This is a genomic window from Thioclava sp. DLFJ4-1, assembly GCF_002020145.1.
Classification (GTDB): Bacteria; Pseudomonadota; Alphaproteobacteria; order Rhodobacterales; family Rhodobacteraceae; genus Thioclava; species Thioclava sediminum.
On record NZ_MPZT01000001.1, the window covers coordinates 409,371 to 423,202 of the forward strand.

A 13,832-nucleotide genomic window follows, 5' to 3' on the forward strand; every position below is an offset into this window, starting at 1 on the left:
TGTCTTAGCGGCTCAGGCGACGCAGGCGGCGGGCCGTTCGCCGCGCGCCCAAGCACGCACCGCATCGCCGAATGCCTCGAACAGAGGGCGCGAGACCGGATCTTCCGCCGCACGCCATTCGGGATGCCATTGCACCGATAGGGTAAACCCCGGCGCGTCCTTAACATAGATCGCCTCGGGCGTACCATCGGGGGCGCGCCCTTCGATCACAATCCGGGTACCGGCGGTGCAGACGCCCTGCCCGTGCAGCGTGTTGGTCTCGACCTCATCCGCGCCGAAGAGACGCGCGAACCGGCCGCCGGGGGTGAGCGTGACCATGTGGCGGTTGGAGAACCCTTCTTCGAGCGTCCCCTCCGGCGGCATCCGGTGGTTCAACCGCCCCGGAAGCTCGCGGATCTCGGGGTGCAGCGTGCCGCCCATCGCGACGTTGACCTCCTGAAAGCCCCGGCAGATGCCAAGGAAGGGCTGCCCGCTTTCGACACAGGCGCGCACCAGCGGCAGGGTGATCGCGTCGCGGGCACGGTCGAAGGTGCCGTGCTTCTCGGTCGGCTCCTCGCCATATTCATGCGGATGGACGTTCGGCCGCCCGCCGGTCAGCAGGAAGCCGTCGCAGACCTCCATCAATTCCTGAACGGACACATATTCGGGATCGGCGGGGATCAGCAGCGGGATGCAATCGGAGACTTTGCTCACCGCTTCCGAGTTGAGCTGCCCGCCTTCATGGACGGGGTAGCGGTCACCTACGAGGCCTCTATTGCCGATGATGCCGACGACGGGTCTGGTCATTGAATTCTCCTTTGTCCCGAAGCTAAGGCGACGTTCGGGCAGAGAAAAGGCGCAAAATGCGCACGAAGCCGTGCATCTGACGCACAGCCCAAGCCTGCAGCGATTTCCAGCGGATTTGCTCGTTCAGGCGGCCAGATCGTGGCGCAGGATCGCAGCCTCGGAGGGCTTGAGCGCCCGGCGCGCGAAGGCACCGTAGCTGAGCGGATTTTCCTCGACCTGCGGCACCAGCGCCTCGAGCCCGGCGCGCTGGTCGCGGGCGATCATCTCGAGCCGGGTGGAGGCCGGGTGGAAGCTTTCGGTTTCCAGCCCGTTCGCGGTCAGCACCTGATGGCGTTCGAACATAAGATGGATGTAGCTCAGACCGCGCAGCGCACCTTCGAAACGGATCTGACGTCCGTTGACCAGATCGCAGGCGCGCACGAGAACCTCGTCCTCGGCGAACAGCGCCTGCGCCGCGCGTCCGCGCACCAGCATCCGGTGCTGCGGCGATACGATCAGATCGCGATCGGGCCGGGCGATACCGAAGGCCCCAGCCGAGATCCGCACCGGGCGCAGATGCGGCATCGCATGGAGCCGCGCGCCCGAGATGTCGCGCCGACCGATCCAGCAGATCGGCTGCGCCCCGTCATCGCGGGTCAGCACGCGGTCGCCTTCGCGCAGCGCCTCGACGGGGCGGCGGCCCTGGTCGGTCTCGATCAGCGTGCCGGGGGTAAAACAGATGACGCCCGCAGGCCCCTGCCGCGCCGCTTTCGGGCGCAGATCAAGCGCACGGTCGACCACCCAGAGATCGCTGTCCACCGGCGGCATCCGACCGGCGAACATCAGGATGCGCGTACCGCTTTCGGGCAGCTCGATCAGGGTCACGACATAGGCGTGGTAACCATCGGTCACGGTAAAGCTTTGATTGGGCGTCTCGGTCTCGTCGGGATCGTCGAGCGTTCGCGGATGTCCCACGGCCTCGCCCAGCAGGCGGCGCACCGCGCGGGCGGCTTTCGTGCGCCGCTCCGCCTCGCCGCGCGCGTTGTGCAAGATGAGCCGATCATTGGGCCCGTCCACGCAAATCGCCTGCCCCGTCCATCGCCAACATGCGCCCACGGTCACGACCTCAAGCGGCGGCACCGGTGTGCCGTCGATTTCCGTCTGCGCCCATGAAATGACGAAGGTGCCCTGATAGCCCGCCTTCACTGCCTCGATCCTGCCCGTATTTCGCGAGAGCTTATGTCTGCCCTCTGCTTGTTAATAGTTACGGTATCATGATGAATTCGCGATGTGAATCCCCATCTTGACGCATAGGGCAAGCGACCTTCACCGAAACTTGCGCGCGACCACGCTTGTCCCACGCGCGCGCAACTGCATTTTCATTGGGAAGAGCACCCTGAGGAGACTCATGATGAAATCGATCGCCCTGATCGCCGCCCTCACCTGCGCCGCGCTGCCGTCGCTAGCCGCCGCGCAGCAGCAGCAGCCGCTCAATGCGCTGGAGATCCAACGCGTGCATTTCCTCGTCGGCAATGTCGACCTGTCCAACCTGACTGACCGCCAGATCGTGCAGATCAAGGAAGCGCTGGTTCAGAATGTCGACCGCACGGCGAAGGAAACGCTGATCCGTATGGCCCTGAAGAAGAAATGAGGAAACTGCCTATGACGACCCGTTTTACCGCCGCTACATTCGGTTGCAGCCTTGCAGTGGCGCTTGGCCTTGGCGTCGGGATCGCGCAAGCCGGTGTCACGTCGCAGCCGCCCGGTGACCTTGGCCCGCAATCGCAGTCGCCCAAGCAGAGCTCGAGCGGGTCCGACCCGGCCTATTTCATGCCGGCCGACCCGCATCTCAGTATGCTCGACCAAGCGCGGGCTGCGGAATTCGCTAAGGGTAGAAAGCTCAACAGTATCGGCTTCACGCAGGTCGCCGCTATCGAGAACGCGCTGATCCATCCCTCTCTCGCCAAGAGCCGCGAAGAACTGATCTCGAAGAGCCTCGATACCGGCAACTAAGCGGACGAAAATTTCGAATTCTTGCTTGTCAGGCTGGGCACCGCCCGGCCTGAACGCGTTTTCGGGGAGGAGGATCGAAAACCTGCGTCGGCCGGGCGGCCCTTCACACAGCGCAAGGGTGCGCGAGTTGCCCAAAAGGGTCGGCCAAGCCCGACCCGTATATTCAGATTTCGCCCAGTTTCCGTTTCCGTCAAGCAGCGCCCGCGTTCAGCGGCGCCATCCTACGCCGGGTGCATCGAACTGCGCGAGATGAGGCGGAATTCCTCACGTCCGCACAAAAAATAAGCGCCCAACACACCAATCGGCGTGCCGGGCGCTATACTTAGTCAGGTTCAGCGGCCTATCACGCCCATTCGCCCTTGCGGAAGACCGGGACGCGCGTGCCATCGGGCTTGATGCCGTCGATATCGGTCTCGGGGCCGCCGATCATCCAATCGACATGGATCATCGAGCTGTTGCCGCCCTTGGCCGCGACCTCGTCCTCGCTCAGCTCGCCGCCATTGATGAAGCACTTCGAATAGCACTGCCCCATCGCGATGTGGCAGGCCGCGTTCTCGTCATAGAGCGTGTTGAAGAACAACAGCCCCGAAGCCGAGATCGGCGAGCCATGCGGCACCAGCGCGACCTCGCCCAGACGTCGTGCGCCCTCGTCCGTGTCGATCAGCTTCTGCAGCACCGCCTCGCCGCGGCTGGCCTTCGCCTCGACCACTTTACCACCCTCGAAGCGCATCTCGATATTCTCGATCAGGCTGCCCTGATGCGACAGCGGCTTGGTCGCGCGAACGACCCCGTCGACGCGCTCGGCATGGGGCGTGGTGAAGACCTCTTCGGTCGGGATGTTCGGGTTGCAGACGACGCCGTTATTGGCCTCGGACGCGCCACCGCTCCACTCGTGATCGTCGGCGAGGCCCACGGTCAGATCGGTGCCGCCGCCGGTGAAATGCAGCGCCGAGAAGCGCTGCTCGTTCAGCCAGTCGCGGCGCTTGCGCAGGGCTGCGTTATGCGCCTCCCATGCGGCGACAGGATCGGGTTGATCGGCGCGCGAGGCCGCGAAGATCGCGTCGGCCAGTTTGCCCACGGCCTCGTCTTCGGGAAGATCGGGGAAGACGCGCTTGGCCCAGGCCACCGTCGGGTAGCTAACGATCGACCAGTTGATCTCGAAATTCGAGATTTTCTCCAGCGCCGGTTTATAGGCGATGGAGTTGGCCTTGCCTGCGCGCGAGACTTTCTCCGGGTCCTGTTCGGACAGCAGCATCGGGTCTTCGCCGACGATCGCCATGCGGGCCGCGCCGCTCTCGTAAGCTTTCGCCATGCCCTGATAGAGCCAATCGGGTGCGCGGTCGAAGCTTTCGTCCTTCGCGTTCTCGAACCGGGCCAGCGTGATCTGACCATCGCTGAGGATCGGGGTGAAGGTGCCTGCGCCCGCGCGATAGGCTTCGGCGGCGATCCGGCGCACCAGCGGCAGCGCCTCGACGGGCGCGGTCAACACCAGATCCTGACCGTCTTGCAGGTTCAGACCCACCTGCACGGCAACTTCGGCCAGCCGGTCGAGAAGTTGCGGATCGATTGCGTCGCTTGCCATGAGAGCCTCCTGAATTGCGTTGAGGCGCAAGATAGATGGCTGGGCGGCAGGCTCAACCCCGGCAGAGCACGAACCCGAGGTCAGAGGCCGAACCACGGGGCGGCATGGGACACGATCTCGTCAAGTTCACGGTAACGCGCGCTAAAGCCCAGAGCGTCGCGCGCCCGCGATGGATCGGCCACCAGTTCCGCCGGATCGCCGGGGCGGCGTGGGGCGTCCTCGAAGGGTACTTTGCGCCCCGTCACCCGCTCAACCGAGGCGATCACCTCGCGGATCGACGCGCCCCGCCCGGTCCCGAGGTTCAGTTTCAGACTGTCGCCGCCGCCCTGCAGGTGATCGAGCGCCAGAAGATGCGCGCGGGCCAGATCGTCGACATGGATATAGTCGCGGATGCAGGTGCCGTCGGGCGTCGGATAATCCGTGCCGAAGACCTTCACCGCTAGGCCCTGCCCCGAGGCCGCGCGCAGCACCAGCGGGATCAGATGGGTCTCGGGATCGTGCCGCTCGCCGATCTCGCCGCTCGGATCGGCGCCGCTCGCGTTGAAATAGCGCAGGGCCGCGAAGCGCAGATTAGTCGCGGCGGCGGCATCTTCGAGCATCCATTCGCAGATCAGCTTGCTGCGGCCATAGGGGTTGATCGGGTTTTGCGGCGTGTCTTCGGAGATCGGCAGCGTCTCGGGCGTGCCATAGGTGGCGCAGCTCGACGAGAAGACGATCTTGTCCAGCCCTACCGCCTGCATCGCGCCCAGAAGCGCGGTCATCCCGCCCAGATTGACGTCGTAATAGCGGGTGGGTTCGGCCACGCTCTCACCGACATAGGCCAGCGCCGCGAAATGGATCACAGCGTCGATCCGGTGGTCCTTGAGCGCTGCCTCGACCAGATCCCGGTCGCGCAGATCGCCCTCGACCAGAGGCCCCCAGCGCACCGCATCGGCATGGCCGCGCGACAGATCGTCGAAGACGACGGGGGCGTGCCCCGCCGCAGCCAGCGCCTTGCAGCAATGCGACCCGATGAAGCCCGCGCCGCCGGTGACCAGAACCTTCGATGTCACTTACGAGCCCCACCCTTCGCGCAGCATCGCGCCGACGATCTCGGGCGCCAGAACCCCGTCACGGCAGGCCATATCGCCCGGCATCGTGCCACAGGCACGCTCCATCGCGCGCAGCGTTCCGCGCCCCGCGAACCCGTCGAGCGGGCCGCGATACAGCCCCTTATCGGCAAGGTCTTTCTGGATCATATAGACCGCGAGCCGAGGATTGGCCTTGAACAGATCGCGGGCCTCGGCGGCGTTCATCTTGGCCCGGGCGGGCGCGATCTCTCCTGCGAGCGGCGCGAAATCGGCGTCGTGCCGATGCCTCGCCACACGGATCGTCATCGCGTAATTCGCAAGTTCTTCGGGCGTGAACAGATCGTTATGCGCTTCAAGGAAGTCCGCCGCCCCTTCGGGATCGCGCCGGACGTTATAGGAATTGCCGTCGCGCAGAAGCCCGACCAGATAGCGCGCTGCGGTCTTGTTGCCCGCTTCGGCAGCCTCGCGCAGTTGCGCCACCGCCTGCTTGCCATCGCCGCGCATCGAGATGCCCCAGATGCGGCGCGTGGCGTCGAGCACTTCGATCCGCTCGTTCCCGGCCGCTCGGGCAGCCTTGGCATAGCCATCGAACTTCGCCCGCGAAACCTTGCCGCCACCGAGATAGCCATACATCGCGCCCTCGGCCAGCGTCGCATAGGCGCCATCGACACCCGCCGCGCCTGCGCGTTCGAGAAACGCCTGCGCTGTCTTCGGATCGCGCTGCGACCACATCAGCGTCTCGCCGTATTTCCACAATCCGGTCGCGTCGCCCGCCTCTGCTGCGGTCTCGAACAGGTCGCGCGCCTTGGCATAATCGCGCGGCAGTCCCGTTCCGTAGAGATAGGCCTCGCCCAGGATCAGCGCCGCTTTCGCATCGCCCTTTGCGATCTGCGTCTCAAGCAGGTCGACCCCGCGCGCAGTGTCGCGTGGCAAAGCCCAGCCGCCGATCAATTGCTTGCCCAACAGACGGTGCGCTTCCCAGTTGCCAGCTTCGACCGCCTGTTCGAGATAGCCGACGGCGCGATCACGATCCGCAGCGACAGGACCGCCCCAGAGGAGCAGGTCACCTGCGGCCAAAGCCGCTTCGGGATCGCCTTGCGCCGCGGCGTCCTCCAACATCGAGAGCCCGGCCTGTGGATCGGGCTTCACATCGCCAGAGCCCCAGACGAGCGCCTGCGCGCGTTCGGTGACGTCGGGCTTCGTTTCGTCCGCGAAGAGCGGTGCGCTGACCGTGCACAAAGCCAGAGCGACCACTCCGAGCGGTTTGGTCCAAATCTTGCGTGACATAGGTCCTCCCTTGGCGGGGCCTACCCGCCGACCAGATAAGGCAAAGCCAGACCCGCAAGCGCGATCGAGACGCCCATCGGGAGCTTTCCCCGTGCGTAACAACTTTTCCAACCCAAGCGGGGCCCAATCCGCGCCGCCACCGGCGCGCTTTGTAGCCCCATCGTCAGCGCCGAGCCTGCAAAAAGCGCGACGGAAAAGGCGATCAAAAACTCCCCCATCGCCGTAGAGGGCACGAATAGCATCAGGGCCGCGAGAAATTTCACGTCCCCGCCCCCGAAGGCGCGCAGCACGAAAAAGACGTAGCCGACGAGGAAGGTGATCGCGCCCGCGGCAAGGCGCAGGCTCAGCTCGTGCAGAGCCAGGAACGGCGCGCAGAGCGCAAAGAAGCCGAGCGTGATCAGCACGATCTTGTTCGGGATGCGCATCTCGCGCAGATCGCTGAGCGCGACCCAGATCAAGACCGGGGCCAGCGCCGCCAGCGGCAGGAGCTGCCCGGTCATGCGACCCGTCCGGCTCTGGCGCCGGCGAGCTCGAAGGGCAGTTCAGAGACCAGCTGGAAGGTCAGTTCCGCCAGATTGCGCGCGCCGGTCTTGGCGTAGAGATTGCTCAGATGGGTGCGCAGGGTGGATTCCTTGATCCCCAGCTCCGCAAGCATCTGATCGGGCGACTGGCCGTGGCGCAGCAGCAGGCAGACGCGATATTCCGAGCGGCTCAGACGCGCCGGGTTGTCCGCGCTCAGGATCGGCGAGCCGATGAGCGGCGCGGCCTGCTTGGCGGCCGATTTCAGCAAGGTCTCGGTGAACATGCCCCGGGCGCGGTTGTGCCAGGTGCGGCTCAGCGTATCGCCGAGCGTGGTCAGCACCGCTTGCTGATACTGGCGCAGCTTCTCGGTGAAATGCAGCTCCAGCGTATCGACCCAGCGATCGCTGATCTCGAGCGGAATGACCACCATTTCGACGAGGTTGCGCCGGGCGAGTGCCGAAGCGACCACCTGCGGCACATCCTCGTCCTGCATCGAGCGATACCAGGTCGAGCCCCGTTTGGCCTTGTCGAGATAGTCGCCCAGCAGATCGCCTGCGAAGCTTTGCTCCAGCGGGATCCGGCAGCCCGATCGCGCCCTGTCATGAACCAACGCCCGTGCCGGTGCGCCCGCATCCCGCGGATAGCGCGCCAATATGACGGCCTCGGCCCCGATACTGTCGGTCAGATATTTCAACGCCATGCGCAGCGGGTTCGTCCCGTGCAGACACTCACACCACTGTGCAACGGCCCCAATCATGCCCGCTTCAATAGCGCGCTCTTGCCCGGGCGAAGCCCCGGCTGTTCCATAGTCTCGCATGGTCCCCACCATCCCCAGAAACTATTATATGCGGCCCACTTATGTGCGTGACAGCGCGTAGGCCATCTCTAAGCGTAACCCCTAAATGCGTTAATTCCTAAGCTATCCATTTGGACTATCTCCACAGACCGCTGTGGATGAATGCCGAGACGCCACTTGCAATCAAAGGTTGTATATTCGGCATTTAAGTCGACATTTTGGCCAAAAAAATGGCCCGTAAACAATGCCTTGGAAAAAGCGCGGAATTAGAAACGATTCGATTCAGAGCGCGAAATTCATGAAATATCGAATCACCACGGGGCCGACTGCGATCAGGATGAGCGCCGGTAACATTAACGAGGCCAGAACCCCGGACATCTGCACCGGCAGGCGGTTGGCCTTTTCCTGGGCGCGCATCTCGCGGATGCCGCGCAGATCGGCGGCATAGGTGGTCAGCGCCTGCGCCATCGAGGCCCCGAAGCGCAGCGACTGGCTCGCGACATTGGCGAAGGCGCGCACGGTCTCGACCCCGGTCCGGTCGGCCATGTCGCGCAGAGCCGCCTCACGCTCGCGCCCAGCCTGAACCTGACGCTGCACCGAGAGGAACTCGAAGGAAATCTCCGGCGAGGTGTCCGCCAGCTCGTTACCCACGCGGGTCATCGCCGCATCGAACCCCATGCCGCTTTCGATCGCGACCTGCATCAGATCGAGCGCGTTCGGGAAGCTCTCTTCGATCCGCAGCCGCCGCTCGCGCATCCGGCTGTTGAGCCACATAAGCGGCAGCAGATAGCCGCCTGCGACGAGCCCGGTCAGGATCTGATAGGTCGCCATGCCGCTCAGGCTTCCGAGACGGGCATCCAGCCCCATCGGCAGGCCTATTTCGGGGCTGCGCGCGGCAAACAGAAGCCCCATGAAAATGCCCGGCAGGCCGATCCCCAGCGCGATCCGGACCAGGGTGAAGCGGCGCAATGCGCTCGCGCCGGAAAGCCCGGCCTGCGCAAGTTTGCGTTCCAGCTTGGAGCGGGTCTGGCGGTCGGCGGGCACGAAGGCCTTCAGGATCTGGCCCGGACGTGCCTCCGGCGCCTTGAGATAGCCATGCTCGGCGCGCCCCCCCGTTTTCGGCCCGCCGATGGCCGCGATGCGCTCGGCGGCGCGGTCGCGCTGGAAGGCAGCCTGAAGCCCGACGATCAGCAGCAGCAGGCCGAAGCCGATCCCGGCGGCCAGAAGCGTCTCGGGCGCGATGCCCATCCGAAGCGCGAAATCCTCGATCCGTGTCATCAACATGGTCTCTCTCCCCGGCTCAGATCCGGAACTGCACCAGACGGCGCAGCACCACGGCATTCAGGATGATCAGCGTGACGACGATGATCGCCATCGTGCGGAACATCGGATGATCGGCGACTTCGCCGTAGTAATTCGGCGAAATCAGCGAGGTGAAGCCGAACATGATGAAGGGCAGCGCGGTCAGGAACCACGCCGAGGCGCGCCCCTCCGCCGAGATCGCACGGATCTTGCGCCGCATCGAGATCCGGCCCCGCGTCGTCGCCGCCAGCACCTCGAGCACGCGGGCGAGATCGCCGCCCGTCCCGTGCTGGATACCGATGCTGGCCGCGAGATAGTCGGCGTCTTCCAGCCCCACCCGCTCGGCGAATTCCAGCACCGCGTCGGGCAGGTCTTCGCCATAGGTCACCTGATCGAAGATGATGCCGAATTCGGTGCCGATCGGATCGGGCATCTCCTCGGCCACGGCACCGATCGACATGTTCAGCGGGTGGCCGATCTTCAGACCCCGCGCGAGCATGTCGAGCGCATCGGGCAGCTGGCTCGTCAGCACTTTCATCCGTTGCGTCGCCCGCGCGCGCAGAATCATGAAGGGCAGCGCCAGCCCGATCGTCACAGCCGCAGAGGCCGCCCGCAGCGGGCCGAGCGGGGCAAGCGCCAGCACGAAACTCCCGATCGCAAGCGCGGCGCAGATCAGCAGGAACTTGTCCGGCCCGATCCGGAAGCCCGCGCGATGCAGCAGACGCGGCAGGTCGAACCGCTTCGGCAGCCGGGCGATCCAGCCCTTGCGCGGATTGGGCTTGAGCAGCGCGAGCATCTCCTCGGTGTCGCGCCCTTTCGCGATCATCTTCATCCGACGGCTTTTCGCCTCACCGCTGGTCTCGGTGCGGTTGAGCAGGTGCAGCCCGCCGGTCAGTGCCAGCAGAACGCCAAGCGCGATGCCGCTATAGGCGACATAGGCGGCGAGGTCCTTTTCGATGATCTCCCACATGGCTCAGTTCCCCCGCATCTTGAAATCGGACGGATCGACCGCGACACCCGCCGCGATCAGGTCTTCGAGGCAGCGCGGGCGCAGGCCGGTGGCGGTAAACTCGCCCTCGATCACGCCATCGGCAGAGGTGCCGGTTTTGCGGAAGGTGAAGATGTCCTGCATCATCACGATATTGCCCTCCTGCCCGGTGATCTCGGAGATCGAAAGCACCCGGCGGCGACCGTCGGACATGCGCGCGATCTGCACGACGATGTCGAGGCCGGACGCGATCTGCGAGCGGATCGCGTTGAGCGGCATGTCGAGGCCGATCATCGTCACCATCTGCTCGATCCGCCCCAGAGCGTCGCGCGCTGAATTGGCGTGGACGGTGGTCATCGAGCCGTCATGGCCCGTGTTCATCGCCTGCAACATGTCGAAGGCTTCCGAGCCGCGCACCTCGCCGACGATGATCCGGTCGGGACGCATCCGCAGCGCGTTCTTCACCAGATCGCGCTGGATCACCGCGCCCTGCCCGTTCGGATTGGACGCGCGGGTTTCCAGCCGCACCACATGCTCCTGTTGCAGCTGCAATTCGGCCGCGTCCTCGATCGTCACGATCCGCGTGCGCGGGTCGATGGCAGCCGAAATCGCGTTCAAGAGCGTCGTCTTGCCCGAGCCGGTACCGCCCGAGATCAGGATATTCTTGCGGGCATGCACCAGCCCGTGGAGGAACCGCGACGCAGCCCCCGTCATCATCCCGGTCTCGACAAGCCGCTCCATCGTATAGGGTTGGCGCGCGAATTTGCGGATCGACAGGCTCGGCCCGTCAATCGCACAGGGCCGGATGATCGCGTTCACGCGGCTGCCGTCTTCGAGACGCGCATCGACCCAAGGGTTGCTCTCGTCGATCCGGCGCCCCACCCGCGAGACGATCTTGTCGATGATCCGCAGCAGGTGGCGCTCGTCGCGGAAGCGTACCGCCGTGCGCTCCAGCACGCCGTGACGCTCGACGAAGACGCGGTTGCAGCCATTGACGAGAATGTCATTGATCGACGGGTCGGCCAGCAGCGGCTCCAGCGGGCCGAGCCCCAGCACCTCGTTGAGAAGTTCGTCGACCAGCGTCTTGAATTCCTCCGCGCGCAGCGGTGTTTTCGCGTCGCGCAGCTCTTCGCTCACCAGCGCCGCCACTTCGCGGCGCAGCTCCTCGGGCACGACCTTGTCGAGCATCGACAGGTTGAGCCGGTCCAGAAGCGCGTCATGCAGGCGGCTTTTCAGTTCCAGCGCTCGCCGCTGCGCGTCTTCGTCGACCTCTGCCGCGGGCGGTTTGGGCGTAACTTGCTGTGCGGCCATCTCGCGCGCGTCTTTCGGAGGGCTGCCCGCATAAGGCTTGCCGAGCGGGATCACCTTTTCGGTCTCGGTCGGTTTCGACCCGCGATCCGTGAAATTGCGAAACATCTCGTGCTCCCCCTCAATTCGTCCGGGCCGCGCTCTGTGCGAGCCGCCCCTTCGCCAGACCGGCAATCGCTTTCGACAGCGCTGAGCGCCGCCCGATCCGCGCAAGAGGCACGCCGCGATCGGCAGCCTCCTTGGCGGCGCGCGGGTCGTCGGGCAACCAGTGGCTGAGATCGCGATCGAGCGCCTTCGCCGCCTCCTGCTGCACCCGCGAGCGCATCAGCGGACGGCTTTGATGGTTCACGACCACCTCGATCTCCAGCGCGAGGTTCTCCTCGTGATAGGCGTCGATCAGGCGGCGAGCCTGCTGCAGCGAGGGCACCGCGAGATCGGTCACCAGATACATCAGCGACGCGCGCGCCAGCACCGGCGAGACCCAGTCGATCAGCGCATGCGGCAGATCGACGACGACGTAATCGCAGCGCGCCTGCATCAGCGTGATGAGTTCGGTGACCTGATCGGCCCCGAGCGCACCGAGCGGCGCGAAAGCAGCGGGGGCGCAAAGCACTTCCAGCCCGTCTTTCGAATGCTGGATCGACTGATCGAGGAAGGTCTCGTCCGGCACCGCCCCACTGCGCGCCATGTCATAGAGCGCCGGGCTCGGATCGAGATCGAGGAAACCCGCGACCATGCCGAATTGCAGATCGAGGTCGATCAGCCCGACGCGGCGCGGCGCCTGGCCTTTTTTCACACCCTGAGCCGCCAGTTGATGGGCGAGATTCACCGCCAGCATCGTGGCCCCGATCCCGCCGCGGCTCCGCGCGACCGCGATGACCTGCCCCTCCTCATCGGGCGCCCGCGCGTGTGTCAGGCGCTCGGCCTCGGCGGAAAAGGTCAGCCGGCGCTTGGCGGGCGCGGCAAGGTCGCGCGCGCTCGGCTCGGGCACCAGGAATATCGGTTTGGTTCTACGGGTCATTTCATGTCTCCCCTTGCTTTAGCTTCCCGCGCCCTGCGCGAGATCCTCGCCCGGCATCGACGTGCTCATGCTCGGGAAGGCGATATCTGCATCAAGATTTTCATCGGCAGTGCCGGTCACGAGCCCCACCAGCGCGCCCAGCGGCGTCGCGAACTGGAAGCTCACATTCTGCAATTCGACGGTGACCATCGGCACATAGGGCCCGCCGAGAAATCCAAGCTCGGAATCGTAGGAATAGCTGAAGGACAGGTTCGCCGCGGTCGAGCCATTGGGCAGCGCCGGGGCGACGATCGGCCAGATCTCGGCCACGGTCGCATTCGTCGTCGCGCCCGAGCAGCTCACCGTGGCGGGCGCCGCGCAGACCCAGCTCTTGGCGCTGCAATTCGTACCGAATTGCGGCTCGGTCTCGTCTTTCGGCGTCACGCCGCGCTCATTCGTCTCCGGCACGCCGGCACATGCCGCCGGACGCACCGCTGCCACTCGCGCCGCGACCTGCAACCCACGCTGCATATTCACATAGTGAAAGGCCAGACGCCCGAAATCGAGAAGCCCGAAGAACACCAGAAGGTAGAGGCCGAAGACCAGCGTGAACTCGACAAGGGTCGCCCCCTCCTCGTCGCGCAGGAAGCGGCGCAGTGCGCGCGCGTGATATGCGAGAGGCCCGGTCATGAGCCGAAGACCCGGTTCTGGTCGGCGATCGTCGTGGTGACGGTGCCGAGCGTCGTGGGTGTGATGAGGGTGAAGAGACCGGCGAAGGGGAAGGTGATCGTGACATTCGCCGCCACTTCGACGATCGGCGCATCGCCGAAACGGTAGCTGCCTTCGATGCAGTCGAGGCTCGGCTCGACCGTCGTGACGGTGATCCCGCCCCCCAGAACGCTGCCGCCGGTGATCGCGTTGCCGACGATATTCGCGAGCGTCGCCGCCTGATCATCGACGCTGCCGCCGGTTTCGCAGATGCTGCGCGGAGTGATCCGGGCGAGGTAGCGGCTTGCATCGCGCACGCCGCCGATCACCGTCTGATAGGCAAGAAACATCCGCCCGCTCTCGATGATCGCCGCGAAAAGGATGAGCATCAGCGGAAGCACCAGCGCGAATTCCACCAGCTGCGCGCCCTCATCGTCGCGCCAGATCCGGCGCGGGGCGCGGAGGCGATATGCGCGAAACCACCGCATCGC

The 13,832-nt window shown here is 65.3% G+C and carries 15 protein-coding genes; 2 read left to right on the forward strand and 13 right to left on the reverse strand.

The window, feature by feature from the left end; translation table 11 throughout:
* Positions 1 to 12: 12 nt before the first annotated feature.
* Positions 13 to 786 carry a gamma-glutamyl-gamma-aminobutyrate hydrolase family protein gene (locus BMI85_RS01935; protein WP_078546578.1) on the reverse strand — a complete coding sequence of 258 codons (774 nt, stop codon included), beginning with the start codon at positions 784 to 786 and terminating at the stop codon, positions 13 to 15.
* A 123-nt stretch (positions 787 to 909) separates the two neighbouring features.
* Positions 910 to 1,971 carry a Hint domain-containing protein gene (locus BMI85_RS01940; protein WP_078599321.1) on the reverse strand — a complete coding sequence of 354 codons (1,062 nt, stop codon included), beginning with the start codon at positions 1,969 to 1,971 and terminating at the stop codon, positions 910 to 912.
* A 205-nt stretch (positions 1,972 to 2,176) separates the two neighbouring features.
* Between BMI85_RS01940 and BMI85_RS01945 the strand changes: the two genes are divergently transcribed.
* Both BMI85_RS01945 and BMI85_RS01950 read left to right on the forward strand, forming a co-directional pair.
* On the forward strand, positions 2,177 to 2,416 hold the full coding sequence (locus BMI85_RS01945) for a hypothetical protein (protein WP_143594957.1): 240 nt from the start codon (positions 2,177 to 2,179) through the stop codon (positions 2,414 to 2,416).
* A gap of 11 nt (positions 2,417 to 2,427) precedes the next feature.
* The gene (locus tag BMI85_RS01950; protein WP_078599323.1) at positions 2,428 to 2,778 is read left to right on the forward strand and encodes a hypothetical protein; all 351 of its coding nucleotides are present in this window, start codon (positions 2,428 to 2,430) and stop codon (positions 2,776 to 2,778) included.
* Between the two features lie 343 nt (positions 2,779 to 3,121).
* Here the strand turns inward: BMI85_RS01950 and BMI85_RS01955 are convergent, their stop codons facing one another.
* From BMI85_RS01955 to BMI85_RS02005, 11 genes are all read right to left on the reverse strand, one after another.
* The gene (locus tag BMI85_RS01955; RefSeq protein ID WP_078599324.1) at positions 3,122 to 4,360 is read right to left on the reverse strand and encodes an aminopeptidase; all 1,239 of its coding nucleotides are present in this window, start codon (positions 4,358 to 4,360) and stop codon (positions 3,122 to 3,124) included.
* Positions 4,361 to 4,440: 80 nt separating this feature from the next.
* Entirely contained in the window at positions 4,441 to 5,412 is a 972-nt protein-coding gene (gene galE, locus BMI85_RS01960; protein ID WP_078599325.1) for a UDP-glucose 4-epimerase GalE, read from the reverse strand.
* A complete protein-coding gene (locus BMI85_RS01965) occupies positions 5,413 to 6,717 on the reverse strand; it encodes a sel1 repeat family protein (protein WP_078599326.1) in 1,305 nt (434 codons plus the stop codon).
* 20 nt (positions 6,718 to 6,737) lie between these two features.
* Positions 6,738 to 7,217: a prepilin peptidase gene (locus BMI85_RS01970; RefSeq protein ID WP_078599327.1), complete on the reverse strand. Its 480-nt coding sequence runs from the start codon at positions 7,215 to 7,217 to the stop codon at positions 6,738 to 6,740.
* Entirely contained in the window at positions 7,214 to 7,939 is a 726-nt protein-coding gene (locus tag BMI85_RS01975; RefSeq protein WP_168174720.1) for a helix-turn-helix transcriptional regulator, read from the reverse strand. The genes BMI85_RS01970 and BMI85_RS01975 overlap by 4 nt, the downstream gene beginning before the upstream one ends.
* Positions 7,940 to 8,317: 378 nt before the next feature.
* Positions 8,318 to 9,319 carry a type II secretion system F family protein gene (locus tag BMI85_RS01980; RefSeq protein ID WP_143594958.1) on the reverse strand — a complete coding sequence of 334 codons (1,002 nt, stop codon included), beginning with the start codon at positions 9,317 to 9,319 and terminating at the stop codon, positions 8,318 to 8,320.
* A 16-nt stretch (positions 9,320 to 9,335) separates the two neighbouring features.
* Positions 9,336 to 10,307, reverse strand: a complete 972-nt coding sequence (locus BMI85_RS01985) for a type II secretion system F family protein (protein WP_078599329.1) — start codon at positions 10,305 to 10,307, stop codon at positions 9,336 to 9,338.
* A gap of 3 nt (positions 10,308 to 10,310) precedes the next feature.
* Complete coding sequence (locus tag BMI85_RS01990) at positions 10,311 to 11,741, reverse strand: CpaF family protein (protein ID WP_078599330.1); 1,431 nt, start codon at positions 11,739 to 11,741, stop codon at positions 10,311 to 10,313.
* A 13-nt stretch (positions 11,742 to 11,754) separates the two neighbouring features.
* Positions 11,755 to 12,654, reverse strand: coding sequence for an AAA family ATPase (locus tag BMI85_RS01995; RefSeq protein ID WP_078539559.1), 900 nt, complete (start codon positions 12,652 to 12,654; stop codon positions 11,755 to 11,757).
* Positions 12,655 to 12,672: 18 nt separating this feature from the next.
* A complete protein-coding gene (locus tag BMI85_RS02000) occupies positions 12,673 to 13,323 on the reverse strand; it encodes a TadE/TadG family type IV pilus assembly protein (protein ID WP_078570224.1) in 651 nt (216 codons plus the stop codon).
* On the reverse strand, positions 13,320 to 13,829 hold the full coding sequence (locus tag BMI85_RS02005) for a TadE/TadG family type IV pilus assembly protein (protein ID WP_078599331.1): 510 nt from the start codon (positions 13,827 to 13,829) through the stop codon (positions 13,320 to 13,322). The genes BMI85_RS02000 and BMI85_RS02005 overlap by 4 nt, the downstream gene beginning before the upstream one ends.
* Between the last annotated feature and the right edge of the window lie 3 nt (positions 13,830 to 13,832).